General features: G+C 43.0%; 28 protein-coding genes and 1 tRNA gene. 6 read left to right on the top strand and 23 right to left on the bottom strand.

Going from position 1 to position 24,581, the window contains the following annotated elements; all coding sequences use genetic code 11:
- Positions 1 to 17: 17 nt before the first annotated feature.
- The 16 genes from AAE250_RS20640 to AAE250_RS20565 all read right to left on the bottom strand — a co-directional run bounded on the left by AAE250_RS20640 (position 18) and on the right by AAE250_RS20565 (position 9,281).
- Positions 18 to 719, bottom strand: a complete 702-nt coding sequence (locus AAE250_RS20640; protein ID WP_294600006.1) for a hypothetical protein — start codon at positions 717 to 719, stop codon at positions 18 to 20.
- Positions 643 to 1,584 (bottom strand): hypothetical protein, encoded by a 942-nt coding sequence (locus tag AAE250_RS20635; RefSeq protein WP_294600008.1) that lies wholly within the window; start codon positions 1,582 to 1,584, stop codon positions 643 to 645. The genes AAE250_RS20640 and AAE250_RS20635 overlap by 77 nt, the downstream gene beginning before the upstream one ends.
- Positions 1,581 to 1,874 (bottom strand): HNH endonuclease, encoded by a 294-nt coding sequence (locus AAE250_RS20630; protein WP_294600009.1) that lies wholly within the window; start codon positions 1,872 to 1,874, stop codon positions 1,581 to 1,583. Before AAE250_RS20630 ends, AAE250_RS20635 begins: the two co-directional genes overlap by 4 nt.
- Positions 1,875 to 2,459: 585 nt before the next feature.
- Positions 2,460 to 3,290, bottom strand: coding sequence for a hypothetical protein (locus AAE250_RS20625; protein WP_294600012.1), 831 nt, complete (start codon positions 3,288 to 3,290; stop codon positions 2,460 to 2,462).
- A complete protein-coding gene (locus tag AAE250_RS20620) occupies positions 3,287 to 3,508 on the bottom strand; it encodes a hypothetical protein (RefSeq protein ID WP_294600014.1) in 222 nt (73 codons plus the stop codon). The genes AAE250_RS20625 and AAE250_RS20620 overlap by 4 nt, the downstream gene beginning before the upstream one ends.
- Before the next feature lie 6 nt (positions 3,509 to 3,514).
- On the bottom strand, positions 3,515 to 4,660 hold the full coding sequence (locus AAE250_RS20615) for a PD-(D/E)XK nuclease-like domain-containing protein (RefSeq protein ID WP_294600016.1): 1,146 nt from the start codon (positions 4,658 to 4,660) through the stop codon (positions 3,515 to 3,517).
- Positions 4,660 to 5,127 carry a hypothetical protein gene (locus AAE250_RS20610; RefSeq protein ID WP_294600018.1) on the bottom strand — a complete coding sequence of 156 codons (468 nt, stop codon included), beginning with the start codon at positions 5,125 to 5,127 and terminating at the stop codon, positions 4,660 to 4,662. The genes AAE250_RS20615 and AAE250_RS20610 overlap by 1 nt, the downstream gene beginning before the upstream one ends.
- A 19-nt stretch (positions 5,128 to 5,146) precedes the next feature.
- Entirely contained in the window at positions 5,147 to 5,446 is a 300-nt protein-coding gene (locus AAE250_RS20605) for a helix-turn-helix domain-containing protein (protein WP_294600019.1), read from the bottom strand.
- Positions 5,443 to 5,805, bottom strand: coding sequence for a DNA-binding response regulator (locus AAE250_RS20600; RefSeq protein ID WP_294600021.1), 363 nt, complete (start codon positions 5,803 to 5,805; stop codon positions 5,443 to 5,445). Before AAE250_RS20600 ends, AAE250_RS20605 begins: the two co-directional genes overlap by 4 nt.
- Positions 5,806 to 5,824: 19 nt before the next feature.
- On the bottom strand, positions 5,825 to 6,046 hold the full coding sequence (locus AAE250_RS20595) for a hypothetical protein (RefSeq protein ID WP_294600023.1): 222 nt from the start codon (positions 6,044 to 6,046) through the stop codon (positions 5,825 to 5,827).
- Positions 6,047 to 6,651: 605 nt separating this feature from the next.
- Positions 6,652 to 6,918 (bottom strand): hypothetical protein, encoded by a 267-nt coding sequence (locus AAE250_RS20590; protein ID WP_294600027.1) that lies wholly within the window; start codon positions 6,916 to 6,918, stop codon positions 6,652 to 6,654.
- 22 nt (positions 6,919 to 6,940) lie between these two features.
- Positions 6,941 to 7,381 carry an ASCH domain-containing protein gene (locus AAE250_RS20585; protein ID WP_294600030.1) on the bottom strand — a complete coding sequence of 147 codons (441 nt, stop codon included), beginning with the start codon at positions 7,379 to 7,381 and terminating at the stop codon, positions 6,941 to 6,943.
- 202 nt (positions 7,382 to 7,583) lie between these two features.
- Entirely contained in the window at positions 7,584 to 7,787 is a 204-nt protein-coding gene (locus AAE250_RS20580) for a hypothetical protein (RefSeq protein ID WP_294600032.1), read from the bottom strand.
- 413 nt (positions 7,788 to 8,200) lie between these two features.
- A complete protein-coding gene (locus tag AAE250_RS20575; RefSeq protein WP_294600034.1) occupies positions 8,201 to 8,398 on the bottom strand; it encodes a hypothetical protein in 198 nt (65 codons plus the stop codon).
- 314 nt (positions 8,399 to 8,712) lie between these two features.
- A complete protein-coding gene (locus tag AAE250_RS20570; protein WP_294600037.1) occupies positions 8,713 to 8,946 on the bottom strand; it encodes a hypothetical protein in 234 nt (77 codons plus the stop codon).
- 2 nt (positions 8,947 to 8,948) lie between these two features.
- Positions 8,949 to 9,281, bottom strand: a complete 333-nt coding sequence (locus AAE250_RS20565; protein ID WP_294600040.1) for an SH3 beta-barrel fold-containing protein — start codon at positions 9,279 to 9,281, stop codon at positions 8,949 to 8,951.
- Positions 9,282 to 9,575: 294 nt separating this feature from the next.
- Between AAE250_RS20565 and AAE250_RS20560 the strand changes: the two genes are divergently transcribed.
- Genes AAE250_RS20560 through AAE250_RS20550 form a run of 3 tightly spaced genes read left to right on the top strand, consistent with a single transcriptional unit; the run spans position 9,576 to position 12,112 of the window.
- Positions 9,576 to 10,334 (top strand): LexA family transcriptional regulator, encoded by a 759-nt coding sequence (locus tag AAE250_RS20560; RefSeq protein ID WP_294600042.1) that lies wholly within the window; start codon positions 9,576 to 9,578, stop codon positions 10,332 to 10,334.
- A gap of 4 nt (positions 10,335 to 10,338) precedes the next feature.
- On the top strand, positions 10,339 to 11,799 hold the full coding sequence (locus tag AAE250_RS20555) for a type I restriction endonuclease subunit R (protein ID WP_294600045.1): 1,461 nt from the start codon (positions 10,339 to 10,341) through the stop codon (positions 11,797 to 11,799).
- Positions 11,800 to 11,803: 4 nt separating this feature from the next.
- The gene (locus AAE250_RS20550; RefSeq protein WP_294600048.1) at positions 11,804 to 12,112 is read left to right on the top strand and encodes a hypothetical protein; all 309 of its coding nucleotides are present in this window, start codon (positions 11,804 to 11,806) and stop codon (positions 12,110 to 12,112) included.
- 219 nt (positions 12,113 to 12,331) lie between these two features.
- Here AAE250_RS20550 and AAE250_RS20545 read toward each other — a convergent pair.
- Positions 12,332 to 12,405: transfer RNA gene (locus tag AAE250_RS20545), tRNA-Arg, on the bottom strand.
- A gap of 194 nt (positions 12,406 to 12,599) precedes the next feature.
- Between AAE250_RS20545 and AAE250_RS20540 the strand changes: the two genes are divergently transcribed.
- Together AAE250_RS20540 and rpiA are read left to right on the top strand one after the other, a co-directional pair.
- Positions 12,600 to 12,770 carry a hypothetical protein gene (locus AAE250_RS20540; protein ID WP_294600050.1) on the top strand — a complete coding sequence of 57 codons (171 nt, stop codon included), beginning with the start codon at positions 12,600 to 12,602 and terminating at the stop codon, positions 12,768 to 12,770.
- Positions 12,771 to 12,781: 11 nt separating this feature from the next.
- A complete protein-coding gene (rpiA, locus tag AAE250_RS20535; protein WP_294600052.1) occupies positions 12,782 to 13,480 on the top strand; it encodes a ribose 5-phosphate isomerase A in 699 nt (232 codons plus the stop codon).
- Here rpiA and AAE250_RS20530 read toward each other — a convergent pair.
- Genes AAE250_RS20530 through AAE250_RS20520 form a run of 3 tightly spaced genes read right to left on the bottom strand, consistent with a single transcriptional unit; the run spans position 13,475 to position 20,029 of the window.
- Complete coding sequence (locus tag AAE250_RS20530) at positions 13,475 to 14,929, bottom strand: AbgT family transporter (protein ID WP_294600054.1); 1,455 nt, start codon at positions 14,927 to 14,929, stop codon at positions 13,475 to 13,477. The two genes, rpiA and AAE250_RS20530, sit on opposite strands and share 6 nt — an antisense overlap.
- A gap of 21 nt (positions 14,930 to 14,950) precedes the next feature.
- The gene (locus AAE250_RS20525; RefSeq protein ID WP_294600057.1) at positions 14,951 to 15,679 is read right to left on the bottom strand and encodes a DUF5932 domain-containing protein; all 729 of its coding nucleotides are present in this window, start codon (positions 15,677 to 15,679) and stop codon (positions 14,951 to 14,953) included.
- Positions 15,680 to 15,682: 3 nt separating this feature from the next.
- Positions 15,683 to 20,029, bottom strand: coding sequence for a DUF5113 domain-containing protein (locus tag AAE250_RS20520; protein ID WP_294600060.1), 4,347 nt, complete (start codon positions 20,027 to 20,029; stop codon positions 15,683 to 15,685).
- A 124-nt stretch (positions 20,030 to 20,153) separates the two neighbouring features.
- Here AAE250_RS20520 and AAE250_RS20515 point away from each other — a divergent pair, with 124 nt between their 5' ends.
- Positions 20,154 to 21,092: a ribose-phosphate pyrophosphokinase gene (locus tag AAE250_RS20515; RefSeq protein WP_294600063.1), complete on the top strand. Its 939-nt coding sequence runs from the start codon at positions 20,154 to 20,156 to the stop codon at positions 21,090 to 21,092.
- An 89-nt stretch (positions 21,093 to 21,181) separates the two neighbouring features.
- Here AAE250_RS20515 and AAE250_RS20510 read toward each other — a convergent pair whose 3' ends face one another.
- The 3 genes from AAE250_RS20510 to kdsB all read right to left on the bottom strand — a co-directional run bounded on the left by AAE250_RS20510 (position 21,182) and on the right by kdsB (position 24,569).
- Positions 21,182 to 22,345: a phosphatidylinositol-4-phosphate 5-kinase gene (locus AAE250_RS20510; RefSeq protein WP_294600066.1), complete on the bottom strand. Its 1,164-nt coding sequence runs from the start codon at positions 22,343 to 22,345 to the stop codon at positions 21,182 to 21,184.
- A 185-nt stretch (positions 22,346 to 22,530) separates the two neighbouring features.
- A complete protein-coding gene (locus AAE250_RS20505) occupies positions 22,531 to 23,820 on the bottom strand; it encodes a M16 family metallopeptidase (protein ID WP_294600068.1) in 1,290 nt (429 codons plus the stop codon).
- Positions 23,814 to 24,569 (bottom strand): 3-deoxy-manno-octulosonate cytidylyltransferase, encoded by a 756-nt coding sequence (gene kdsB, locus AAE250_RS20500; RefSeq protein WP_294600071.1) that lies wholly within the window; start codon positions 24,567 to 24,569, stop codon positions 23,814 to 23,816. Before kdsB ends, AAE250_RS20505 begins: the two co-directional genes overlap by 7 nt.
- Between the last annotated feature and the right edge of the window lie 12 nt (positions 24,570 to 24,581).

The raw sequence follows: 24,581 nt of genomic DNA, 5'->3' as shown, positions 1-24,581 counted from the left end.
AACAAGTTTGAGGTCTTTCATCTTCTACTCTTTCCTTCCATTTTGATTACGTTGAACATTTCTTTTACTCGATCAGTGACGTAAGACTCGTAATATGAAGAAAACTCAGTATTAGGATCTAGATTTGTAGTAATATGAGTATAAAAATCATACCTCTGTTCATATCTGAGTTGAAGAACAGTTTGTATAACATTGATGCCGGTGCCAAAATATTTAGATTCCATAGGCTCCCGTCCTACCTCATCAATAGCAAGATGATGCATACACCCTCTATCCGTATATCTATTCAAACAGGTTATGCCCTTTTCTGCAAATTGTAAGGCAATCTCGGCAGCACTTATAAATTGAAAAGTATCACAGGTATTCTTATCACAGATACAATATCTGGCGACCTTTGCAGCATAATGTTGCATACCTTTCAACAATGTGGATTTTCCGACTCCAATAGGGCCATGAAGCAATATCCCTTTGGTTACGTCAAGAGTACCAGTCATTTTCCACATCCAGCGATAAATAGCATTGAGTAATAATCGGTTGCTATCGTCTACTGTAAAACTTGGTGAGACAGACTTTATGGATGCAACAAACTCACGTTTCCAATAAGCATTTATTTTCTCATTACTCCATTGTTGCTGTATAGATTTACCCGCCAAAGGTAATTGACTTGATACCAGCGGATTCTTCTTCTGATTTGCTAACAAGTTTCCTATTGTTTCCATGTTTTCGATTTAGCCATTCTTTATATTTTTGTTCAGTGCCAGGAAATACCACCCCAGTCCAATCTGATTCAATAGCACGATCCATTAGTTCAATGGCAAACTCCTCTTCAAACTTTCCGAGTTTGTTTAGTGACATCTGGAGGGCCAAGTTCATTTTCTTCTTCCACTTCGGTGTATTACGAAGAGCCTCCCAAGTGGACATGAAACGCAGTGAGGTGAAAGGGAATACCAGAGGCTTCTCATCACCCTCTTTTTTGCGAGAAGACTTAGCCTTCTTGGGTGGGGGACTCTCGTGCGTATGCGCGAGACTCTCTCCTTTGTTTATAGTTTTAATATCTATAATAGGTGGAATTTCCGTTTCATACTCAAAATTTGCGGATGATATTGAGGATGTATCTTTTTTATCATCCGCAATTTTTGCGGGTGATTCTGCGGATGATATTGAGGATGATCCCGGAATATCATTGATAAATCGGCCTTCACGGTTATCTATATCTTCATCCTTAATATGATCCGCAATATCATCCGCAGTTTTTAAGGATGATATTGCGGATGATTCTGCGGATGATACAATGTCGTTACTCAATTTCTTAACGAATGAGTAATAACATCCTATACGCTTGTCTTTACTTGTTTCATAATAAATAAGACCAGAAGCAGCTAAACTACTTCTGGATTTACGCAAAGTATTATCAGACATATCTAAATTACCGCAGAGAACATTACTACGGACAAAAAACACATCCTTCCACTTCATTTCATTACATATCGCAACAAGCTCATGGTACAAGGCTTGCGAGGCGGTAGTAAGGTAAGTGTCATCCCGAACTTTTCGAAGTTTGGATATTAGTTGATAGCTATTCATAAGTGAAAATATCTATTTGCCGCACATTCATCAAAAGACTTCACACGCTCAATCAGCCGCTTTTGCTTTTGTCTAAAAGACAAATTATTGTCGTACTTGTTATGACATTCACGGCACAATCCGACGATATTGAGAGGATTGGTGTAATGTTCTGGATATTCCGATTTCGGAACCAAATGGGCAGCATCGGACATTGGTTTACCACAAATAGTACAATAAGGAGACAATGCTTTCTTTATTTTCGCTACCTCACTATTTCGCTGGGCTTGTTTTTTACTTATCTGTCTCATATATCAACATTTTAAATAATTGTCAAATAAAAGCCCCGAAGCGGATTCTTCGGGGCTAAACAACAACTCTTCCGCTACTTCATAGAAACACTCATATAGTTCTTCGGCGTCTTTCCGTCGTGTATAGCCGTATATTTTGGCAGCCCGTAAACTATATAAGCCTGTTTGTTTCTACTTCTGCTTCGTCCATTCAAAGGCTTGTGGAAACGGGTGGATTCGAACCACCGACCTCCGCTTGTGGTGCTCTCCCGTTAAGCTAAGAATCTACTTGAGAGACTCGAACTCCCAACCTTCCACCACACACGGCGCTCTATCCACTGAGCTACGCTCCCATGTTTGCCCGCTATATCTTCACAGACCGAGCAGGCAGGTTAACAAAGCTATTTTTTACCATGAACTTTTGCATGGCAATCCTCACAAAGCGTCATCAAACAATGCAAGCATTCAAGTTCATGCCCTACAATGGAAACGCCTCCAATCTTGTAGACTTTGTGATGAACTTCCAAATTATAAGTCTTGCCGCACATTTGACAGCGATGCCCGTCACGAATGCGAACTTTACGCTTTACTTCTTCCCAATAGGGATTATTCTTCAGACTCGTCCGATACTTCGACGGCCTCCCCTTCTTGTGTTTCAGTCTCGCCATTGTCATCCTCCTTTCTCCACGGGCTTTCTTCAATCGCTACCCTATGCCATTCATGGCGCTGGATAGGAACCACTTCACCATTATCTTCGTCAAGGAAATCTTCAATCCAATGTTCTAACCAAACGTCTTGACCGTCTTCTTCCCAAACCTCTACTATATCTTCACCTTTCCCAAACTTGCGAAGATTCTTACGGGTGTCTTTAACTTCAATATCCGGCAACTCATACCCAAGAGCAACAAATGCTTCCTGATTCATCTCTCCTGAATTAAACAGGTCGTTATATTCATGCTTTGGAATCTCTTGCACCAAAGCCAAGCGAAATGCCTCATTCACCCATGAGTAATACAAGTAATATCCCATCACAGGAATACGGAAAGTATCAATCATCTTTAAAGGATAATCCTTAATACCTTTCTTCGCCAAATTAACGAGGTCTTTGAATTGAGTATTTAAAGCAGAAATCTTTGCCTCAAAGTCTTTTTTCTCCGCATTGAACTTTGCTTTCAAGCTTTCGAACTGGCTTTCCAGTTCCGGCATCTGTTCTTCTGCTATCTCACCATAATTTGCACGAATGGTAGATATTTCATACTCATCCATTACCCGGTTAGCAACTACATCTTTTTCCTGAACAGTGACAAAATTCTCTGAGAGTTTTTTCTTCACATCATCCATGCAGACACAATCTGCGAAAATCACTTCTGGAAATTTCACTGTAACCGGCAGCTTAAATTTAATTTCTTCCGGTGTATAATCTTTTAAGTCAATCATCTATCTTTCAGTTTTAAAATTAGTTCATCTTTCTGTCTTATGATACGGGCAAAGCCTCTCATTCTCGACAAGGATGCGAAATACATCTGCTTATAATAGCTTGCTTCAGAGCACGCCTTTTCAAATTTAGCTTGTTCTTCTGATGCAAACCGCCCATGACGATCTCGTCGATAAATCTTCTGACTGTAATTTGCATCCTCATCGAATAATGTTTTCATAAGTTTCTATTCAAAGTCTTCAATAGCTACCGGATGAAGAAGTTTTTTACTCCAATCAGGAAGCTGCATATCAATAACACCACGAGCGCCTTCTTCCGCTTTGGCATCGTAGCCAGGAAACCACTTCTTATCAAAGCAATCCTTTACGATTGAAAGAGCATAGTGATATTTATACTTACCATTTGCCAAATCATCGGGAGACCAGAAAAGAACAGCAATATCATAAGGCTCAACCGTCTGCAACATAATCATTATCGTTACATTGAAGTTTCGCCCTGTAACACTGCTCATCACTTCCTGATACATACCTTCTGACAACTCATATTTGAGCTTGGCACAATCATAGTAGAACTTGCCGAGATCATCGGCTCGTGTGGTCTTGAAAGAGATAACAGCATTGACACCAATATTCTCTTCAACATTGAAATAATCCGGCCTTACCCTAACGCTCAACCCTGTTTCCTCATCTGTCCCATAAAAAGAGACTTCCGAAAGTGCACCTTTCAAAAGCTGCTGAATAATGCCACTGCCATACCAATAATAATTTCTCTCCAGCGCTTTGATTATCATGTCAGTTTCTTCGCTTATGAAAGAATATCCCAAATCAAGGCACTTCTGCTTCCTGCTGTCTCGATAGTATTTCAGATCGTTGAAATTCCACCTTTCAGAAGGATGTTCTTCTTCAACATCAGGAATGTAGTCCTTATCTTTTGACAAAAGTTCATCATAGAACTTAATCATCCCAATCACACCTTCTTTGGAAGACTGGCTATACTTTGGTTCCACCCTCACGAGATCAAACAGACGAGGTTCAAGAAATGCCATGTGCGCGAATGTGCCTAATTGGAAACAAGGTTTTTCCTTCTCTTCAAAAACTCTCTCATAGTCATAATAAAAAGAGCGTGGAGTTTTAAGGGCATTTTTAAGATTCGAAGAGGAAATATATTTGCTTTGGAGATATAATTCCATCGGATCGCGCTTTACTGTACCATTTCTACTCAATGATTTCAAATCAATATTGACTGGCTTTTTATTACAGTTTAGCGCAATGAAATCTAAAATAGTTTCTTTTGTTGGGTAATCATCCGGATTATAAGCAGAAGGGTTAAGTTCTTCCCCTTCTGCGAATCCATCTAAGTCAAATGCCTCCATTACCGAACAACTGGCAGGTTAATACGAAGCGGTTTTACAGACCAGTTGTCAGACTGAAAATTATTGGTCTTATTCTTTCTTTTTCCCATGTAGGTAATTTTTAATGGAGTCCCTGTTTTAAGAGAACCATTTTCAATATACTGCTCAAGAATACCAACCAGTCTGCGAGAACCATTTGTCACCGTCTGCACGGTTCCATCCTCTGTTTTTTCCAAGAATGTCGCACAATCCAAATCTATCAATTCATCCGGATTGGTTGCACTCAGCACTCTTTGCGGCTTGATTTCAACAAAAAACATTTTCCTAAATTCACCGGCATGTTCCGGCGTCCAATAGTTACCACACAAATCAATCGGTAATTCTTGTGCATCCTCCAAAGACGGAAGGTCACTTGTACTCAAATCTGCCGCTTGAATTTCAAACGAAGATTCCTGCTCTTTTAGAGCTAATTCTTTTTCATTACTCATAATCGTAAAAATTAAAGGGTTAATTATTTTCTTTCTGTAGAATAGCATCTACATCGCTTTTCTTGTACAATCTCTTACCACCAATTTCCAGTCTACACAAATACCCGATTCTATGCCATCTCCATAAAGTTGACTTATCAGTATGCAGAATTTGGCTCGCTTCTTTAATAGTAAGATAATCTTCCTCCGACTTGATGAAAGAATCCTTGATACTTCTCACAGTCTTCTTCACAAGGTGCTCCGCAAATTCTTTCAAATCAGTGGATTTTATAGTCAAAGTAACATTGGCACCACTATTTAAGATATCTTCAATATTCATTCTATCCTCCTCACTCTCTCTATTCGTTCAACTCTCGTCCTTCTTGGCCTTCTCATGTCACTTTGTTCGTGGTAAAGTGAAAGAGAAAAGACACACAGTAAGCAGCAGGCAACCGCTGAACGTACAATCGGTGCAAAATCCATCGTGAACTTCACTCCACTAATCCGCTCGTAAAGCATAGTTGCAAGCTCTCTCCCATTCCGTACATGCAAAACCTCAAATGCCCTTTGCAGTTGGTTATTTACCGTACTGACAGCTCTACATTTGAGATTGGCAATCTCTTTCTTCTCATACCCTTGTGCGTACATTCGTGCTGTAATCTCGCATTCGGGGGTGAGTTCTGTAAATACTCTATTCATAATCGTGTGGTTTAAAAGCCTACTTCTCCATGTTGTTGATGATGTACATGGAGTTCGTGTACTTGTTTTTGGAGATAGTATAAGCCGGCTTGCCATTGGGAATAAGCACTCCCTTATCTTTCAGTTCCTTGCTTATCACGTGAGCCTGCTGCCGATAGCCAGTCACATCTACCTCTGATAGCGGGATAATCTTCTGCTTACCCGGCTTTACTTTCAAAATTGTTTCTCTGATTGTTGCCATAAGATTTAAAATTTAATTAATGATTTGTGGAGAAGCCCGGACTCGAACCGGGATCTGTTGCAATCAGTCTTTTCGTTTCAGCTTCCGATTGTACGTGTGTCGGGCGTTAATAGCATGATTACCCAACTCGTGATGCTATCCGTGCATTTTTACTACTGAAACTAAGCGTCTACCAATTCCGCCACTTCTCCAAATAAGAAAGGTGCACTATTCTCACGAACGGTACACCCGGTATAAACACAAAATAAAACACGACAAAACAGTTTCTAAGTTACTATTACTTGCTACTCATTTCTTATCATTCTTAAACTTATGCTCTTGACACCAATTGGATTTACCAACCTTAAAACCACCAATTCCACAACGGAGATTCTTTTCACACTCCCAATAACTTCCTGGCATGAAAGATTGTTCCTTAACTATTTCACTGGTAAAGTGAAGACAATTGCTACAGCATGGGCATTTCTTATGAAAACCCTGCTTTTCTCTGTTTTCTGACTGTTTACTCATAATTCTACTTGTTAAGAGCCTCATGATGGGTGAACATCTATTTAATTGCCGGATTCCTACCGGTCCATCCGTTATTGGCTCGTTTCTATATTGGTTTACGCCTTATTTAATTGGTCTCTTAAATCTGCCATCGCCAAAAATGGAGTATTGCCAAATCCGGCAATTCCAGCCTGTAAATCTTCGCCGTACAAGGCGCACCATTGGTTACCATCTTTGTATGGAACGATTGCCAGTTCTTTCATTAATCGCAATACTAACACTTCAAATTCGTTTTCTTGCGCCCGCCTATCTGCAATATCAGCGTAATGCGTTAGGGTGGATAGATACTGATATTGCTTTTCTTCACTTAATGCTTCAATCATATTTTTGTTCCTTTCTACTTTGTTATACGTTAGATTTAAGTTTCTTAATCACATCATCAACAACCTGTAACGCCTGCGATGACAGTCCATCATATTCCCAAAATGACAATTTTCCTTTTGCAGGAATAGGATTTTTAAATAATATAGGATTAGCCAGTACCCAGTTATACACACCCTTTTCAGCCCAAATGGAAGGATGATTTTGCACACAGTCCACTATTTCAACGCTGCCGATAATAGATCCAAAAGGCATATTGCCGAACATAGTTTCTTTAGCTATCGTAGAAAATGCGGCTTTTGTCTGTTCGTCAGTCAAATCAATGGAGAACTTTCTACCATGAGACCCAGCGGCATGAATGAGAACACGTCCACGGAAATTCGTTTTCCAACTCCGGTTCTCAGTGTCCTTAATACCATGGGCTATTAAGGATGCCCACGGTTGCTTTATTGTTATTGCTTTCATTCGTTACTTTCTTGTTTTGAATATTACCACCAAAATATACCGCCCCAAATTGCGGTAAATATAATCCCTAATATAATCCATAAGATTATCGCCCAATCCCTTGAAGAGCCAAACCAGCCAGGTATATTATCCCTTGTTGCTGCGAATGCGTATGTACATACCAATACCAGTACATACACAATGAAATTCCATGATATTGTTATCATAATCCGTATTTTTCGTTAAACATTGAGTCTGCTTGCTGAAATTCCTTCGTGAAGCAATTTTCTATAATACTGTCTTTTACCGCTATCGATTGTGACAAAGCATTTATATACTCTTTTTGAGCACGGGCAATAAAGAGTAGAGATAAAAGCAAACACAGTGCTATGGCACCTATCAAATCTCTAATTCTTATTTGTATCATTACCTAAATCAGTTTTAAATATTTTGATACTTGTATGAACATTTTATTTCACGATATTTTGGGGTAGATAAAGAGTATCTACACAAACAAGCACAATAGTAAGAGCCTACAAACTTTCCTGCTATATAAGGGCATTTGGTAACAGAAAACTTTCCTCTGTCCCTCTCAGTAACCTCGTAGGGTATAACCTCATATTTTACTTCTTGCTTCATATCTAATTTGTTTTGAACATTATTACTTTTCTTCTTTCAATTCTCCATACGTCACTCTGACGGAAACCAGGGATAGCCCGCAAATCAAAAACATAAAGATGATGCCAGTGAAATACATTGGGCTATCCTTGACGATGGCGCCACACAGCATGACTACCGCGCAAACAAACACGAGTAGTGATAGAGCAAACATGATTACTTTCACGGCAGCACCCCCTCTACTTTATTAAGGGTAATCTTAGAGTTACTTATTGCATCATCAATATGGCGCATAAGGTCATCCATTTCTCTTTTTCTTCGAATTGATAAAGCTGCTAAACAGTCAGTAGCGGCTTCCAAATCCGATATAAGCTCTTTTACTGTATCTTCCAAGAACTTCATATATTCGTCTTTATCCATAAGAATAAGTATTAGTTTGTGCCCCCGATACCTTTTACGGATTCTTTCACGTATCGTGACGTGAGGGGCCATATATTAAAGCAAATGCCTTGATTTGCCGACCAAAGTCTAACTGTTTATTTTTGCAACGATGCTGGTTTGACCTTTACCACAGCATACATCGTTGTCAAGTTATGCCTATTCACGTCGTCCGTTTTCAGCAGAGGATAACTTGCAACCTCTATTTTACCAATACGTCAAAGAGCTAATCAATTGCGCCCGTGTAGAATATTCTCTACGTCTGCACGGGCAAGTCGTGCGTTTATAATCGTGAGTTACCAACACAGGCATGGCATATCTGCCGTTCGCCTGTAATTTGTTTCTCGATCTTCATAAGCCTCAAGTTCTTCGAGTTGGTCTTCGAGGCTGTCAATCTCTTCGATTATTAGCTGGATATATTCTTGCTTTCGATCAACGTTGTACGTCAAGCATACTGCTTCTTCGCTCATGTGCTGCACGCTGTCAAGTTCAGCGTAGAGATCATCCAGTTTCTTCTCTATTTCTTTCATGGCTATGCGATATTTAAAAGGTTAGCTTTCTTGTAGCTTCTAAACTTACCGCGCTCAGTATCATAGTAGCATTGAACAGTGTCGTTCTTCGCTCTCTTATCGGTGCCAGTGATAGCCGGCATTAACTTCTCGTTCAGCGTACCGTATGCTTCGCGTACAGAGCCGTCCACTTTCTTAAAGTAGAACTTCACAATCCGGCTCTTCATTTGAGCCTTCAACTTCATGTTTGCCCAGGCTACTTTCAAGGCTTCGCTCATAGAAAAACCGTTTCTCTTTACGAAAGACCATGCTAAACTCATGACCTCTTTCATCTGATTCTTAAAATTCGTGCTCATAATCGTGTGATTTAATATGTTTATACTATTGTTTATAATCTCAAAAATGACGTTCTTTGCAAAAGTGATTACGTTATCACTGTTTGACGATGCAAATATACTAACTTTTTTAGTACTATACACTTTTACATCCTAAAATATTTAGTATATAACATTGTTTAACGATTACTTTATTTACTCATTATTATATGAGTAGTAAGGCTCAATCATGAGATAGCCAGCACAACAATAAAAATATTCATTATTTCATTTGCGCATAAATACTAATTATATTAGGATAAACAACATACAGTTATGATAAATAGGGAAGAACTAAAAAAAGCAATTACTTCTGTTAGATTAGAGCGACTTAAGAAAGCAATAGCATATTTGATTTCAACAGAAAGAGTCTCCCAGAAATCTACGCAAAAAGATATTGCAGAACAGATGGGATATAACAATCAAGTAACTATAAGTAATGCGCTTAATGGAAATGTCAAATACTTAACAGAGTCTTTTCTTAAAAGATTCTGCAATACGTACAACATTTTTAATATAGAGTGGCTTCTTACTGGAGAAAAGGAAATGCTTGTGGATTTTTCTCCAACACAAAGATGTATCTTATCTCAAGAAGAATCTATTCCTAACGATGTTAATTACAAGCTTGTCCCAGTCATTCATGTTGATAGCGTAGGAGGTGTACATTCAAGAAATGACATAGTAAGTGAACCACAGTTCGTTGAAGGGTATGTTCCATTTGTCAATGCCCAAGATGATGACAGAGCCATATATCAATCAGGAAACAGTATGATACCTACAATTCCGCCCGGAAGTCTGTTGCAAATTCGTGAGGTTTCCAATTGGAAAGAGTATTTCGGGTATGGGAACATATTCGTAATTGAGCTATCTGACGGCCGTAGGATAACAAAAGAGATTAATAAGTATGAAGAGAACCCTAAAGAGTATGTTTGGTGCCACTCTCACAATCCTAATGTAGCAGATGAAGAGCTTCCTAAAAATATGATTGTCTCTGTCTGGAAAGTTATCAAAATACTAACAGACAAAGGTTGGTAATTCTATGAAGTTCGAACAATACACATGGAATTTATATAAGCAACTCCCTGACGGACAAAAAGTCATAAAGGAGTTTGCAGATGCAGCAGAGAATATGTCAGAATATGATTTGTTCGTTAAATACAATTCTGCATTTGCGAAATTTATAAGCGAATCCGATTTTAAAGAAGCTTGTGAAGCTATATTCTGTTATGGAATATCGGAATACAGAAATCCTAATAATGCCCAAGAGGCAAAAGCACTATACAATAACCTTATTACCTTAGGCATCAAAGTCGAAGGAGAGTCTTATATTAATCACGGAGATTATCAGTTAATGCTGCAAGCAAACTCCGTCATTTCCTTTTTGCTATATTATTATGCACCAGAATATTTCTTCCCAAATTTATTTGTATGCAGGCAGTTTGATTTAAACAAGATAGCTGACACATTTGAGATAGAATTACCGTCTATGCCTAAGAAATCTGACTATAGAGCAAGGTGTGTGTATTACTGGCAACTATGTGAAGTATTCTATCAGTTCAGAATAGAAAACAATCTGTCTCCTGCTGAGTTATGCGCTTTCTTATATGACTTTGCGCATAATTACACTTCAAAAGAAATAACAAACATCCCCAAACCTGCACAATCTTGGTTTATAGGTGGGCTTATATCACCAGAAGAGCAGAGTTTAAACAGCTCATTTTGGCAAGCCAATCCAGAAACAAGAAAAGGAGATATTCTCGTTCATTACGAAACATTCCCTATTAGCGCAATTACTTGCATTTGGATAGCGCAAACAGATGGTGTGGTAGACCCATTTTTTCACTATTATAGTAACACCTACATAAGTGGGAAAATAGAAATACCGCATATTACCTTAAAAGAACTTCAGGCTGATGAATATTTTTCTAAGCATCCGCTTATTAGAAAAAAGTTCCAGGGTGTAAACGGATGGCCGATGAGTAGCGAGGATTATTCAGAACTTATTCGCATGATAGAAGATAAAGGATTTGACACAGAAGCCTTGCCCAAATTATATGCTCCTACCCTACCCCAAAACGTAAATATAGAGCTTGAGCATGATGTAGAAAAGCTGTTGTTAGAACCATTGCTAAATGCTATGGGATTGCATGAGAATAAAGATTTCATTCGACAACTTTCTTTAAAAGCAGGAAGAGGGCATAGAATATTCCCTGATTACATTCTTCACTATAACGGGAAAGAAGATGATATAAAAGCAAATGTCTTGATTGAAGCAAAACTCTATATGAAGAACAATCAAGAAATAGAAGAGGCATTTCTACAAGCTCGTTCCTATGCCAGATTACTTGAATCTTCGGTGATTGTCTTATGCGACAAGTTTTATCTTTTTGTATATGAAAAGATGCAAGGATTCGACCGAAGTAGATACAGGAGATATGCTTGGTCAGACATGGAAACCTCCGATTTATTCAACGAGTTAAAGAACAAACTAAATATTTAAGATTATGAAGAAGTTTTTATTTATACTGGTAGCAATTCTGCCAATAATGCTGTTTACAGCTTGCGACAAAGCGGTATCTGAAGGAAGAACAACATATAAAGCCTACTTCAACCATATACTAAAAGACCCTGATTCATTTAAAATATACAGTGAAAAATATACAAAAGATGGGGAATATACTGTAAATTGGGAACTTGATTACGGAGCTAAGAATTCGCTTGGAGGTATGGTGAGAGAGCAAATCTCTTTTGAGACTGTCGGAACGACAATACATATAGATGGAAATTTCTATGAGTTAAAGGATTTGAGGTAATATTCAATAAATAGAAATATCTCAGAGATTAAGAAGAAAATAGGAAGCAGGATATGTCCCAACGCCTAAAATCAGCGAGGGAACAAAACCTATAATGTAAGTTGGGCATCATTCCCCAGCTTTTCCTTCTCAAAATATGAATGCGGACAAAATGCGGACTATTCCAGAAACAAGAAAACCGTAAACATTTGACAAACAAACATCTACGGTTTTACTTTGTGATTCCGTTGCGATTCGAACGCAAGACCCACGCCTTAGAAGGGCGTTGCTCTATCCAGCTGAGCTACGGAACCATCCTTAATTGCGGTGCAAAGGTACGCTTTTTTACGAATACTGCAAATTTTTATATCTAAAATATTTGTTGCTTATAGAGAAAATCCCCTTTACCATTGAGGAAGAATGATTAAGATCCATCTTTTCTATATAAATTTTCCAGAACATTTACAACTGAATACTTGTTTTACTATAAACAATAAAAATAAAGAGTATGAGTAGACGTTCACAATTGGAGCATGAGGTTTCATTAGCTCAGAAACGCATCAAAGAAGCTCCGAAAGATACACCGGAGCAAGTCCGGAAGATTTGGGAAAAAGAGTTGGTCGATCTCGAAGTAGAGCTTAACAACCTGACTGATGATGAAGAAGATAACAACGAATAAATCCAAGAGGCATGAAATGGGATAATCAGTTGATAAAGCATCTGCAGTGGTCGGCCCCGATTACAAACAGAGTAAGCAAGGAACTTGTTGCCCATGAAATGGCACAATTGGCCAAAGAAGGCGATATCATCGGGGCAGGCTCCGGATCTACCGTCTATCTTACTTTATTGGCATTGGCCGAACGGATTCGCAAAGAGGCTCTGCACATAGAAGTCATTCCGGCTTCTACAGAGATTTCCATGACATGCGTACAACTTGGCATACCGCAAACCACCCTTTGGAGCAAGCAGCCGGATTGGACGTTTGACGGAGCCGATGAAGTAGATCCTCAGCACAACCTGATAAAAGGACGCGGAGGAGCAATGTTTAAGGAAAAACTTCTGATTAAAAGCAGTGGCAAAAGCTACATTGTTATCGATAAAAGTAAAATAGTCAACAAATTAGGATGCAATTTCCCCATACCGGTAGAAGTTTTCCCCGGTGCCCTCAATCTTGTAGAAAACGAAATACGCCAATTGGGTGCTTCCGAAATAACCTTGCGCCTTGCCGGTGGAAAAGATGGCCCCATCTTCACAGAGAATGGTAATTTCATTCTTGATGTCCGTTTCAGAGATATCGCTCCCGATTTAGAACGGGAGCTGAAATCAATCACCGGTGTCATTGAAAGCGGCCTTTTTATCGGCTATGATGTTGAAGTAGTAGTGCTATAGTCCCAATGGCAAGCCGCTGATATACCAAAGTACGAACAATGCCGTCCAAGCCAGGAGAATGGCCAGCGAGTACCTCCACGTGTATTTAAGCAGGGAGCCGTACGTGGACTGCTTGTCGTATTGCTGCATATAAGTCAGCACCAGCGGCATGTAGAACATAAAAGGCGTGATGGCATTTGTGGCACTGTCGCCGATACGGAAAGCGCATTGCGCCATATCCGGAGAAATGCCCATACCGGCCAATACCGGCACAAAGATGAAAGCCATAAAAGTCCACTTTGCCGTAGCAGACACCATGATGAGATTGACCAGAGCCGTGAATAAGATGAATAGAATCAATATCCACAGGCTGCCCAAACGAACGGAAGAGAGCAAATCCGCTCCCATAATGGCAATGCATTTATCCAGATGGGAATACTCAAAGCAGGCAAACATCTGCGAAGCAAAGAAAGCTATCACGAAATAAACGCCAAGTAGTTTCATAGGCTGAGTCAGCCCCTCAATCACATCACCGTCCGTACGGTAGCGACCGGAAGCAAATCCATACACCATCCCCATCAGCCCTATACCCAAAGAAATCAGGAACAGGATGCCGACAATGAACGGAGAACGGATCAGACCGCCATTGACACTCCGCAATATTCCCCATGAAGAAAAAGTAGCCCATAATATAATTGCCGCATACAGCAAACCCACAGTGACCGCACTTATCATCGCCCTCCGCTCCTTGCGCGACAATTGCTTGTAGCCATTAAAACAGATATCGCCTTCATACGTGCCCAGCCGCGGCAACAAGCTCTTACGGGTGATATAATAAATAATGAATGCAAGCAGAAAAGCCGAAGCGAACAGAAAATAATAATTGCACAACGGTCCCGTTTGTCCGGGAGCTATATTTACCATATCGGCCGCCTCTTGCGTCGTTGCAGAAAGCATGGCATCCAGGGTACTCAGGAAGATATTGGCGCTATATCCGCAGGACACGGAGATATACGCCGCAATGATGCCTCCTACGGGATGCAGTCCGACGGACTGGAACAGCGTTGCAGCTATAGGCAGCAAGATGATGTACCCTGCATCTCCCACTACATTGGACAACAACCCTAACACAATCACCCAAAGAATAATGCGCCAGGGATCACGTTGCCGCCGCACCCCTCTACGGATGCAGGCATCAATGAAACCCGAATGCTGCGCCACCCCGATGCCGAACATCGCCACAATCACCAATCCCAGCGGAGCAAACCCAGTGAAGTTGGTTATGACATGACGCAACAGCCAGCGGATGCCTTCCGGACTCAGCAAGCTCTGCACGCGTATCTCCTCTCCCGTCTGTGGCAACACCACCTTCAGGCCATAGACATCGAATATCCAGGACAAAAGGATGACTGCCAGCGTCAGCAGGAAGAACATCGTTGCGGGATGTGGCATGCGCCATTTATTCCTCATAGGTCGAATTTAAAATAAAACTTATTCGTCGTCCGGTTCCAGGTTGTCAATGTCCAGGATGCGAAGTTCCAGTGCGCGCACTGCCAGGCGCGTGGCATTCACCCCCACTCGTTCGCTGGGTGGAAAAAGACGCCCTACCAGGTCATTCTGTCGCTTCTCCAACGATTTCACTCCGAACGGCATACCCTTCAGATTGGCAATCATCTCCTTGGTGTACCCCAATGCCAGATGACGCAGGAAACGTTCGTCATATTCGTCGATGTCGTAGCTGATGACAGCTTCCTGGCGTTTGGCATCATTCAAAACCGATTTTTTAAAGCGCTCTACTATCTTCTCCAGGATCGGATAATTGAAAACCAGCTTTTTGCCATCCATCACGGCCTGTACATCCGTCTTGGTAAGCAGCTCACCGGTCTTCAGAATAATGCCGTCTGCTCCGGCTTCGAGTACATCGACCCATAATTTCTCATTCAGAATCTCTCCGGTAAATATCAGTACATGTACTCCCGGATAACGTTTGAAGATATTCCGGCAGATATCTACGCCGATAGTGGTGGAACCTCCCAACCCTAAATCGAGCAGGACGAGATCGGGAACACCCGCCTCAATCAATGTCCAGAACTCTTGTTCGGTCATGGCAGTGCCTATGACTTCTGCATTGGGAATTTCGTGACGGAAGATTTCTTCCGTACCTTTCAGTTCCAACTTAACATCCTCAACGATGATAACTTTAAATTTCTTGTCTTCCATATTCTATTTTTTCGGTAGTGTGAAATACACAGTGAAACCTCCTTCTTTACCCGCTTCGGCATTGATGCGGCATCCCCGGCGTCCGGCGTACTCGTCGTGGTCGCGAATAATCTGCTTGCAAACCAGATACTCCGTACCACGCAACTCGCCCTTCTCGCCGGCCGTCATACGTGCCAGATTGGGATAGAACAATTGGTTCAACTCTTCACGGGTTTTCTCCCTGCGCATATCTGTAAATAAAAAGCGTACAAATTCATCCTCCTCTATTGCCGTCAGATAAAGGTCTCCATCCAAAGGAGCGGAAAGGGCTTCGTCTATTAGGTTCTCCAGTAGGAAACGCAATTGATTCCAATCACCCACCACCCGTTCGTCCTGCACCGCCACATGGAGGTCTATTCGCAATTTGCTCCCCTTGCTTGCTTTACGAAAATACTTCTCGGCAGCAGCCATCAGTTGCGGCACAGCTATCACCGTCCGGCGGAAAGTTACTTCTTCCAGTTGACGGGAAGCGCACGAACTGAGTATCGTAAATATACCTTTATAATACTCTATCAGTTCACTGATGGCAGCCACAGTCTCGCGTTCTTCATCCTCTGTCGGTTGTCCGGAACGAAGTTTCCCTATCAGTTGCTTGATTTTATTCGGATAATAAATCGTTTCATGCTTGATGGTGGAAAGGCAGTTATCCAGCACCATATTCTGCACATGCAGCAGGCTGTCTTCCCACGAAGCGCGTCGGGCTTCATCCTGGGCAGTTTCGATATCCCGGTATTTTGTGGCAAGCTTCACCACTGCATTGAAGATGACAATAGCCACATATCGCGCAATCAATTCCAGCAGCAGATGGTCGGTCTCCTGCTCCGTTCCCTCCCGGCGTTCCAGGCACAGCACACCGATGCAGCGGCAGGCACTCCCGGCATCTACAATGAGCGGCAATGCTTGCATTCCCTTTTCAGTCAGATACGTCTGTTGTTCAAAGCAACGCTTCATGAAAACCTTCCAGGGCATTTCTTCTTCGGCTGTAGTGTCCTCTGCCGGATTGGATGTATATTCCAGGCGATGGGTCGCTTCATTATAAACTGCGATGCTCAGCCGGTCGATGCTCAACAACTCGTTCACGGCATCGAAAGCCGAGTTTACAATCTGCAACGGAATTTCTTTCAGGGTATCTTCTTCGCGTTGCAACATTTCTTCCGTCTCCGTGACGGGCAGCAAGGATGCCTTAAATACCCTTCCATTGATTTCGAGTACCTGCTCCAAATTCCAGCGGTCGACCAGGCGTTTGCGGAAGTTGAGGATGTAATACCCCAGCCACAGCACAAACAGCAGGATAACGGCCAGCAGAATACCCACCATTTTGTTATTGGTGGAGCGTTCCAGTTGCCGGCAATAGTCTTCCAAAGACTGGTCTTCTCCCAACAATTTATACATAGTGGTATAAGCCGCGTTATTGTAACTATAAGCATCCCACTGTTTCAGTGCAAGGAAAGAAACTGCCGCTTCATTCCTTATATCCAATATTACATGGAAGTCGGAGTTGAACATTTCGTTCCACCAGTCCAGTTCCGCTGGTGCGCCTTCGCCCGTCAAGGTCATGTAGCGCTGCGGAGAAGATGCATACTGCTTATAGTGTTCGTTCAGGCAATGCATTGCCGAGTCAACGTACTGCAACGCCATTTCGTACTCTCCGTCCACATTGCAATAATAGGCCTCGTTGGCATAATCGGATGCATGGTCAAGCAACACTTCGTACTCATCCTGTGCAGCCAATACCAAAGAATCCTGCTCCATGCTTTCCGGTGCAGCACTTTCTGCCCTATTCTGGCACGATGATACTCCCAAAGACAGCACAAGAAGCAATACCGACAAAGTCTTGCGGACTCCGGCCGGCAAACGGAAGTAAAACCGGCTCCCCTCTCCCAATGTGCTCTCCACATCGAACAAGCATACTTTGAACAAGTCGTTCGTCTTACGGTATTTTTCGATAATCCCTTTGCAATTCATCAATCCGAAGCCGCTACCCTTATTCTTTCTCAGTTCTTCCTTGTCGGGAGCATCGTTCATGCCGATTGCTTTCGAGTCATACACCTTCTCACCCACAATGCGCGCCACGTCTTCGGCAGATAATCCGCAACCATTGTCCTCTACCGAGATCTCTACATAATTCTCCGCCCGACGCGCATACACTTTCACCGTGCCGCCCTGAGGAGTATATTTGCGGGCATTCTCTGCCAACGTATTTATCATAAACAAGGTGAGAGCCTTGTCAGCCTTTACCCAGGCATCCGTAGGCTGCACTTCCAGACGTTGGTGCTTCATTTCAAAAGCACGGTTTCCTTTCCTTATCAGTTCAAAGAGCTCATTCAGCTCAAAGCCTTCGATATTCAGGCTCAATGTACCTTGCTTCATCTTGATCCACAGGGCCAGAATATCGTTATATTCGTTGATGGTTGTAACTAACTCGTCAATGTACTGGTACTTCTCCCGTTTGATGCGTTCGTCCTCTATGAATCCTTTTTGAGTGAGCTTGTGCACCTCATTAATAATACGGTCTATATAAGGGTGAATGCCATTCACGATGGACATGCATGCCTTCTTTATCAGATTCTGTCGTTTATTTCCGGCTATATGCTGTTCGTAGATGTAACGCTGCTTTTCCAGCCTCCGGCGTTCATCGCCCAGGGAAATGGATGTCATACCATTGTCGAGCGCCCACTGGATGTAGGGAGTTATCACACGCAGCATTGCCTGCTCTTCTTTACCCATCTTATGCGGAAAGATCACTTGGCTGCCTTCAATGCGTATGTCTTTCACTCCGAATAGCTTTTCCAGTTCCGGACAAACGGCGGTCTGAATGGCATCTATGATTTCTTCTTCCGTCTGTGCATCTGTGGGAATGGATGCCGTAATCTTCTGGCAGATATCCAGCATAAGTTGCAAACGCTGAAGATGCAGCTTGCTCCGTGTTTTGGAACGCTTGTTGAAGAACCAGAAGAAAACGAACACCAGGACAAATCCCACGATAACCAGCGAAAGAAGGGCGTTCAATTGCCTCGATTCTTTTTCCAACGCCTGATAGCGGCTTTCCAGTTCCTTATCCTGGCGTGTATCTTCCAGAATATCCAGATAGATATTACGGTTATAGTCAGACTTCTCCTTCATTTCGAGCCCGGCATACGTCACACTCAGCTGCTCGCGGATGCGGGATATCCACTCGGGTACGGTCTTCAGTTTATGTTCTATCCATGCTTTTTCGGCACAGATGGTATCTCTACGGTCGAACGCCTTCAACCAGTCCAGGCTGTCGTGGCAATCATAAAAGCGGCGGTGATGGTCATTCACGCACTCCAGGGCCAGCGTCAATGTATCCAGGGCTTCCGTATATTTACCGTGTGCATTCAGGTATTTGCCGATGGACACGTAGGCTCCTGCTATCTGATACAAGTCGTTGTACTGGCGGAATTTCTGCAAAGCCAGCTGCCCCAACCGCATCGGCAGCAAGGAGTCCACCGGCACCCCGAAGCGTGTCAATGCATGCGAACGGCGGTCTTGGAAAAACTCGTAATTATCTGGCGAGGCCATCAGGTTGGCAAGTCCCTGCACGCCATTCCCTTCAAAGTAAAGATAACCTTTCCGCGATGCCAGGCGCCAGGTAGTATACAGTTCATCAAACTCACGCAGCCGCTGTTCGTCCGGCGTCTCGCCTTCGCACAAAGCGGCAGAACCTTTGATATAATGGTAATACAGCAACTGGTTGGTGTCCGCCAGCAGTTCCTCATTTTCGGGTACTTCATTGATGGACGCCACAGCTTCCGGACGTTGCTGGAGATAATAATAATAGACGGCAGAAACAATATAGAATTCCGAGCGCGCATAATTCAGACGCAACCGCTCGTGTTTGTCTACAAAGAGATTGTTGTCCTCTGCGATTCGCTTCATGCGGCGCAGGGCACTGTTACGATAGTCATAAAACTCCTTGTTCAAGGCAGTCCGCTGATAAATCTTCATCAAACCGATGTCGGCAATCAGAAGTTCCAGCTCGTTTTTGGTCAGGTCGTAAACTTCCAGATGATACTTCTCCGCCTGCTCAAAATCCATGCGCATGAAAGCGCAAAAGCCCAGATTATTGCAAGCTTCCGCCTTGCCTTGCTTGTAAAGGCTCACTTCGCGGTAAGCCCTTGAAGCAGCATGACAAGACGAGTCGAGGTCTTTATAACGATAAGTATAGGCAGCCTGGTTGAGCGAGTCTATAAGGCGTACTTCCTTCGTGGGAGCCGTGCCCACGCACGAAACCATCGCTGTACAAAGATACAACAAACCTGCAAGCATTATCGAAGAAAGTCGTTTCATAGAGCAAAGCTACAAATAAATTCGAGAAAGAAAAATAATTTTTATACAATAACTCTTGTCTTATGTAACGGGAAATTCATACCTTTGCAGGCAAATTAACAAATAGGTAACATCTATTACACAAATGAGCGAAAAAGCACCCTTTATGGTATTCTCCGGAACAAACTCGAGATACCTTGCAGAGAAAATCTGCGCTAGCCTTGACTGCCCTCTGGGAAAGATGAACATCACCCATTTTGCCGACGGTGAGTTTGCAGTTTCCTATGAAGAGTCTATCCGTGGCTCGCATGTATTCCTGGTTCAATCAACCTTCCCTAATTCTGACAATTTGATGGAGCTCCTGCTGATGGTTGATGCTGCAAAAAGAGCATCGGCAAAAAGCATCGTAGCTGTTATTCCCTACTTCGGTTGGGCACGTCAGGACAGAAAGGACAAACCCCGTGTATCCATCGGCGCCAAGTTAGTGGCCGATCTGCTCTCTGTTGCAGGTATCGACCGTCTGATTACGATGGATCTCCACGCAGACCAGATTCAAGGTTTCTTCGATATTCCGGTAGACCACTTGTATGCATCAGCCGTATTCCTTCCTTATATCGAATCGCTGAAGCTGGAAGATCTCGTAATTGCTACTCCGGACGTGGGCGGTTCAAAACGTGCCAGCACATTCTCCAAGTACCTCGGTGTGCCTCTGGTGTTGTGCAACAAGACGCGCGAAAAAGCCAATGTCGTTGCAACCATGCAAATCATCGGTGACGTAAAAGATAAGAATGTAGTATTGATTGACGATATCGTAGATACAGCCGGCACCATCACCAAAGCTGCCAACATCATGATGGAAGGAGGAGCCAAATCCGTTCGTGCCATCGCCAGCCACTGTGTGATGTCCGACCCTGCTTCTTTCCGCGTACAGGAATCATCCCTGACGGAAATGGTCTTCACGGACAGTATCCCCTACTCCAAGAAATGTGCCAAGGTTAAACAACTGAGCATCGCCGATATGTTTGCCGAAACCATCAAGAGAGTGATGAACAACGAATCCATCAGTTCACAATATATCATCTAAAGTAAAAAACGAAGGATGAAAAATGAAAGGCTGCGCAATGTTCGTTTGAACCGCGCAGCCTTTCATTTTTATTTTTTATTCCCAACTTTTTAATTAACTTCCAGTCTCCCCATCTTGTAGGTTCCTTTCCGTATCACTTTTCCGTTTTTGTCCGTCTCCACAAAAGGCCCGTGTTTCTTTCCTTGCTTGAAGAAACCTTCGTAGCGGTTGCCGTTCTTATCTTCCTGCACACCGTTACCTTCTTCCAAGCCATTCACAAAGCCACCTTTGTATTTGGTTCCGTCCGTCAGGATCAGAGTGCCTTGCCCGTTGAATTTATTGTCTTTCCATTCGCCTTCGTAAGAGTCACCTACATTCCATTTGTAAGTACCGCGTCCATCACGTTGGTTGTCTTTCCAATCACCTTCGTAGACAGCACCGTTAGCCCAGGTAAAAGTACCATGTCCTTCTTGTTTGCCATCCTTGAAACTTCCCACATACTTGTTGCCGCTTGCATGGTAGTAAATGCCTTCGCCGGTGCGCTCGCCTTGTACATACGAACCTTCGTAACGGTCGCCGGTATGGAAGAAGTAGATACCCTTGCCATGTTGCATGTCTTCTACCCAATCGCCCACATATTTATCACCGTTGGCATATTCGTAAGTACCTTTGCCGTCGCGGACGTCGTTTTTCCACTGTCCGTCGTACTTTGAACCGTCATTCCAGGTCAGTACGCCTTCACCATCTTTCTTGTCATTTTTCCACGAGCCGACATATTTGGAACCGTTCTTCCAGGTATAAGTTCCCTGGCCTTCGCGCTTGTCGCTCACCCAGTCGCCTTCGTAGGTATCGCCGTTATAATAGTACATCGTACCTTTACCTTGCTGGTAATCCTGAAACCACATACCGTCGTAGCGGTTATTGTTCATGAAGTAATAAATACCTTTTCCGTGTTGCTGATCCTGGAACCATTGTCCTTCGTACTTCTCGCCGTCGGGGAACATATAAGTACCAAATCCTTCACGCTTGCCTTTTACATACTCACCCTCATAGACGTCTCCGTTCTTAAAAACGGTCTTGCCTTTACCGTTCGGTTTGCGTCCTTTCATTTCGCCGGTGTACACAGCTCCGTCTTTAAAGGTGTATGTACCGATTTTAATCTCTGAAGAGAACGTATTCTTCACTTTGTCGAAAAAGCCACCTTTCTTTTCCTGAGCGGTAGCTCCGCCTTGGCACAAGAAGACCAGAATGAGTGCAGTATATAGATATTTCATTGGAATTTAATAGTTTACATTTTAAATTAAAGAATGGCCGGACACCGGCATCATATTTAGAGGTTCACAAAAGCTTCACCCTGATAAAAAGGACGTATTTGGGATGCAAATTGTTACACTTCCCCTTACATCGTATGCACAAAGATACGATTTATCTGCTAAAACCAGGTGGGATGTTACGCTTTTTATGACATTTTTTTGCCGGACACGACTTCTTTTAATGTCTCTTTGCAAAAATGACGTTCCGCAAGTTCACGGATCTCCTGCGGAGTAACGGTCTTCACAGCCTCCATAGCTTCTGCAAAATGCGTGTCCTGCAAGTCGGAAGTCTGCACGAAAATCCATGCATCGGCCGATGAGAAGGCGGATTCGTAACTACGGCACATATCGCCCAGCATATAATTCTTTACCATATAAAGTTCCTCGTCGGAAACCAGGTCATTTTGCAGGCGGTCTATTTCATGGTAGACCTCGGCAATTAAAGGCTCCACAAATTCATTGGCAGTTTCGGCACTGATAACCAGCACTCCCTTTCCCGGATAGGGCATGATACCTGCCGAGATGCCATAAGTATATCCCTTTTCTTCGCGGATATTGGACATCAGGCGACTGCCGAAATACCCGCCGAACAAAGTCACCAACACACGCATCTTCAAATAATCGGGATGATTGCGGTCTAAAGAAAGCATCCCCATGCGCACCGCACTTTGCAACGCATCCGGACGCTCTATGAATATGCGTTTTTCAGAGGAAGAAACAGGTGTATATTCTATCTTCTCCGGCTTACGGAAGTCTGTACCGAAAGGTTCGTTCCCAAAGAGCCTTTCTATCCGGCGCAGGCAGTCATCATTGACTTTGCCCGAAAGATAAATGCTGCAATTTTTGGAATGATAGTAACGGGTATAAAACTCACTCAGCACAGCAGGATTGACACGATAATAATCTTCTTCCTGCACCAACCGGCCGCAAGGATGCTGCTCGCCATACAAGGACTTTACCAGTCCGCGATGTGCCAGGAAATCGACTTTGGAGGAATTGACCTGGAATTGCTGGATATTATTTTCGACAATCACGCCCAGTTCTTTCTCCGGAAATACCGGTTCCTTAATAATGGATTCCAGCACATCCAATGTTTCGGGTAGATATTTATTCAAGGAATACAGCGTGACGTAAGCATACTCCGACGCACTGGACAGTTCCAGCCAGGCTCCGTAATAATCCAGTTTCTCTGCTATCTCGGCAGCCGTATAGCGCCGGGTTCCCTCGCGCAGCATCCGGTTTGTAAACAATGCCTGCAAGACCTGTGTCTGATGCCAGCGTCCGCCTTCCATCAAAAGGTCCACGCGGACTACTTCACTTTCACCGGCATTAAGCACATTCAGAGGGACGCCGTTAGGCAGTACCATCCGTTCGGGCTTTTGTATGGCCAGATGCTCCGGCTCCAGGATTTGGGGTTGATTACTTCGGTCTAACATTGGTTTCTCTTTAAAAACTCTTCTGCCCGTTCCAAATCCTGCGGCGTATCGATGCCGATGGTTTCCACTTCGGTAATGCCGGCCTTTATTGTATATCCATTTTCCAGCCACCGCAACTGTTCCAACGACTCGGCCAGCTCCAAAGAAGATTGGGAAAGAGACGTTATCTCTTTCAGTACCTCTACCCGATAGGCATACAGGCCGATGTGCTTGTAATAGGTATGATTCTTCAGCCACTCCGCTTTCTCCGCATTGCGTTGGTAAGGAATAATGGAACGGCTGAAATAAAGTGCATTCATATTCTTGTTCAATACCACTTTGGGAGAATTCACATTTTCTAATGCTTCAAAACCATTATCGGCAGTGAAAGGCTTTACCAAAGTCGCTATTTGAGTAGTGGGGTCATCAAAACAAGTCTTGACGGTTTGCAACTGTGAAGGTTGGATAAAAGGTTCGTCTCCCTGGATATTCACAACGACGTCAAACTGTCCGCCAATCTTAGTGCATGCCTCATAGCACCGGTCGGTGCCGCTTTTATGATCTACGGAGGTCATCACCACTTTTCCTCCGAAGGCTTTCACTGCAGCTTCAATACGTTCGTCGTCAGTGGCTACATAGGCATCATCCAAGACGCCTGCCACTTGTTCGTATACCCGCTGTATCACTGTCTTTCCGCCCAGCATAGCCAAGGGTTTGGCAGGGAAACGCGTAGATGCGTAACGGGCAGGAATAATTCCTAAAAACTTCATTATAGTTACAAA

This window comes from Bacteroides sp. GD17, from assembly GCF_038448625.1.
In the GTDB taxonomy this organism is placed as follows: Bacteria; Bacteroidota; Bacteroidia; order Bacteroidales; family Bacteroidaceae; genus Bacteroides.
Note: the sequence above shows the minus strand (reverse complement) of the source record. Positions and strands in the feature narration are given on the sequence as shown.

Excerpts from the sequence above, each read along its gene's own strand:
- AAE250_RS20555 (WP_294600045.1), top strand. The coding sequence starts at position 10,339 with ATGAAGTTCGAACAATACACATGGAATTTATATAAGCAACTCCCTGAC.
- AAE250_RS20575 (WP_294600034.1), bottom strand. The coding sequence starts at position 8,398 with ATGGATAAAGACGAATATATGAAGTTCTTGGAAGATACAGTAAAAGAG.
- AAE250_RS20525 (WP_294600057.1), bottom strand. The coding sequence starts at position 15,679 with ATGGAAGACAAGAAATTTAAAGTTATCATCGTTGAGGATGTTAAGTTG.
- AAE250_RS20600 (WP_294600021.1), bottom strand. The coding sequence starts at position 5,805 with ATGAATAGAGTATTTACAGAACTCACCCCCGAATGCGAGATTACAGCA.
- rpiA (WP_294600052.1), top strand. The coding sequence starts at position 12,782 with ATGAAATGGGATAATCAGTTGATAAAGCATCTGCAGTGGTCGGCCCCG.
- AAE250_RS20550 (WP_294600048.1), top strand. The coding sequence starts at position 11,804 with ATGAAGAAGTTTTTATTTATACTGGTAGCAATTCTGCCAATAATGCTG.
- AAE250_RS20640 (WP_294600006.1), bottom strand. The coding sequence starts at position 719 with ATGGAAACAATAGGAAACTTGTTAGCAAATCAGAAGAAGAATCCGCTG.
- AAE250_RS20635 (WP_294600008.1), bottom strand. The coding sequence starts at position 1,584 with ATGAATAGCTATCAACTAATATCCAAACTTCGAAAAGTTCGGGATGAC.
- AAE250_RS20515 (WP_294600063.1), top strand. The coding sequence starts at position 20,154 with ATGAGCGAAAAAGCACCCTTTATGGTATTCTCCGGAACAAACTCGAGA.
- kdsB (WP_294600071.1), bottom strand. The coding sequence starts at position 24,569 with ATGAAGTTTTTAGGAATTATTCCTGCCCGTTACGCATCTACGCGTTTC.
- AAE250_RS20520 (WP_294600060.1), bottom strand. The coding sequence starts at position 20,029 with ATGAAACGACTTTCTTCGATAATGCTTGCAGGTTTGTTGTATCTTTGT.
- AAE250_RS20560 (WP_294600042.1), top strand. The coding sequence starts at position 9,576 with ATGATAAATAGGGAAGAACTAAAAAAAGCAATTACTTCTGTTAGATTA.
- AAE250_RS20625 (WP_294600012.1), bottom strand. The coding sequence starts at position 3,290 with ATGATTGACTTAAAAGATTATACACCGGAAGAAATTAAATTTAAGCTG.
- AAE250_RS20510 (WP_294600066.1), bottom strand. The coding sequence starts at position 22,345 with ATGAAATATCTATATACTGCACTCATTCTGGTCTTCTTGTGCCAAGGC.
- AAE250_RS20590 (WP_294600027.1), bottom strand. The coding sequence starts at position 6,918 with ATGATTGAAGCATTAAGTGAAGAAAAGCAATATCAGTATCTATCCACC.
- AAE250_RS20505 (WP_294600068.1), bottom strand. The coding sequence starts at position 23,820 with ATGTTAGACCGAAGTAATCAACCCCAAATCCTGGAGCCGGAGCATCTG.
- AAE250_RS20630 (WP_294600009.1), bottom strand. The coding sequence starts at position 1,874 with ATGAGACAGATAAGTAAAAAACAAGCCCAGCGAAATAGTGAGGTAGCG.
- AAE250_RS20565 (WP_294600040.1), bottom strand. The coding sequence starts at position 9,281 with ATGAGCACGAATTTTAAGAATCAGATGAAAGAGGTCATGAGTTTAGCA.
- AAE250_RS20615 (WP_294600016.1), bottom strand. The coding sequence starts at position 4,660 with ATGGAGGCATTTGACTTAGATGGATTCGCAGAAGGGGAAGAACTTAAC.
- AAE250_RS20620 (WP_294600014.1), bottom strand. The coding sequence starts at position 3,508 with ATGAAAACATTATTCGATGAGGATGCAAATTACAGTCAGAAGATTTAT.
- AAE250_RS20580 (WP_294600032.1), bottom strand. The coding sequence starts at position 7,787 with ATGATACAAATAAGAATTAGAGATTTGATAGGTGCCATAGCACTGTGT.
- AAE250_RS20585 (WP_294600030.1), bottom strand. The coding sequence starts at position 7,381 with ATGAAAGCAATAACAATAAAGCAACCGTGGGCATCCTTAATAGCCCAT.
- AAE250_RS20595 (WP_294600023.1), bottom strand. The coding sequence starts at position 6,046 with ATGGCAACAATCAGAGAAACAATTTTGAAAGTAAAGCCGGGTAAGCAG.
- AAE250_RS20570 (WP_294600037.1), bottom strand. The coding sequence starts at position 8,946 with ATGAAAGAAATAGAGAAGAAACTGGATGATCTCTACGCTGAACTTGAC.
- AAE250_RS20530 (WP_294600054.1), bottom strand. The coding sequence starts at position 14,929 with ATGAGGAATAAATGGCGCATGCCACATCCCGCAACGATGTTCTTCCTG.
- AAE250_RS20540 (WP_294600050.1), top strand. The coding sequence starts at position 12,600 with ATGAGTAGACGTTCACAATTGGAGCATGAGGTTTCATTAGCTCAGAAA.
- AAE250_RS20610 (WP_294600018.1), bottom strand. The coding sequence starts at position 5,127 with ATGAGTAATGAAAAAGAATTAGCTCTAAAAGAGCAGGAATCTTCGTTT.
- AAE250_RS20605 (WP_294600019.1), bottom strand. The coding sequence starts at position 5,446 with ATGAATATTGAAGATATCTTAAATAGTGGTGCCAATGTTACTTTGACT.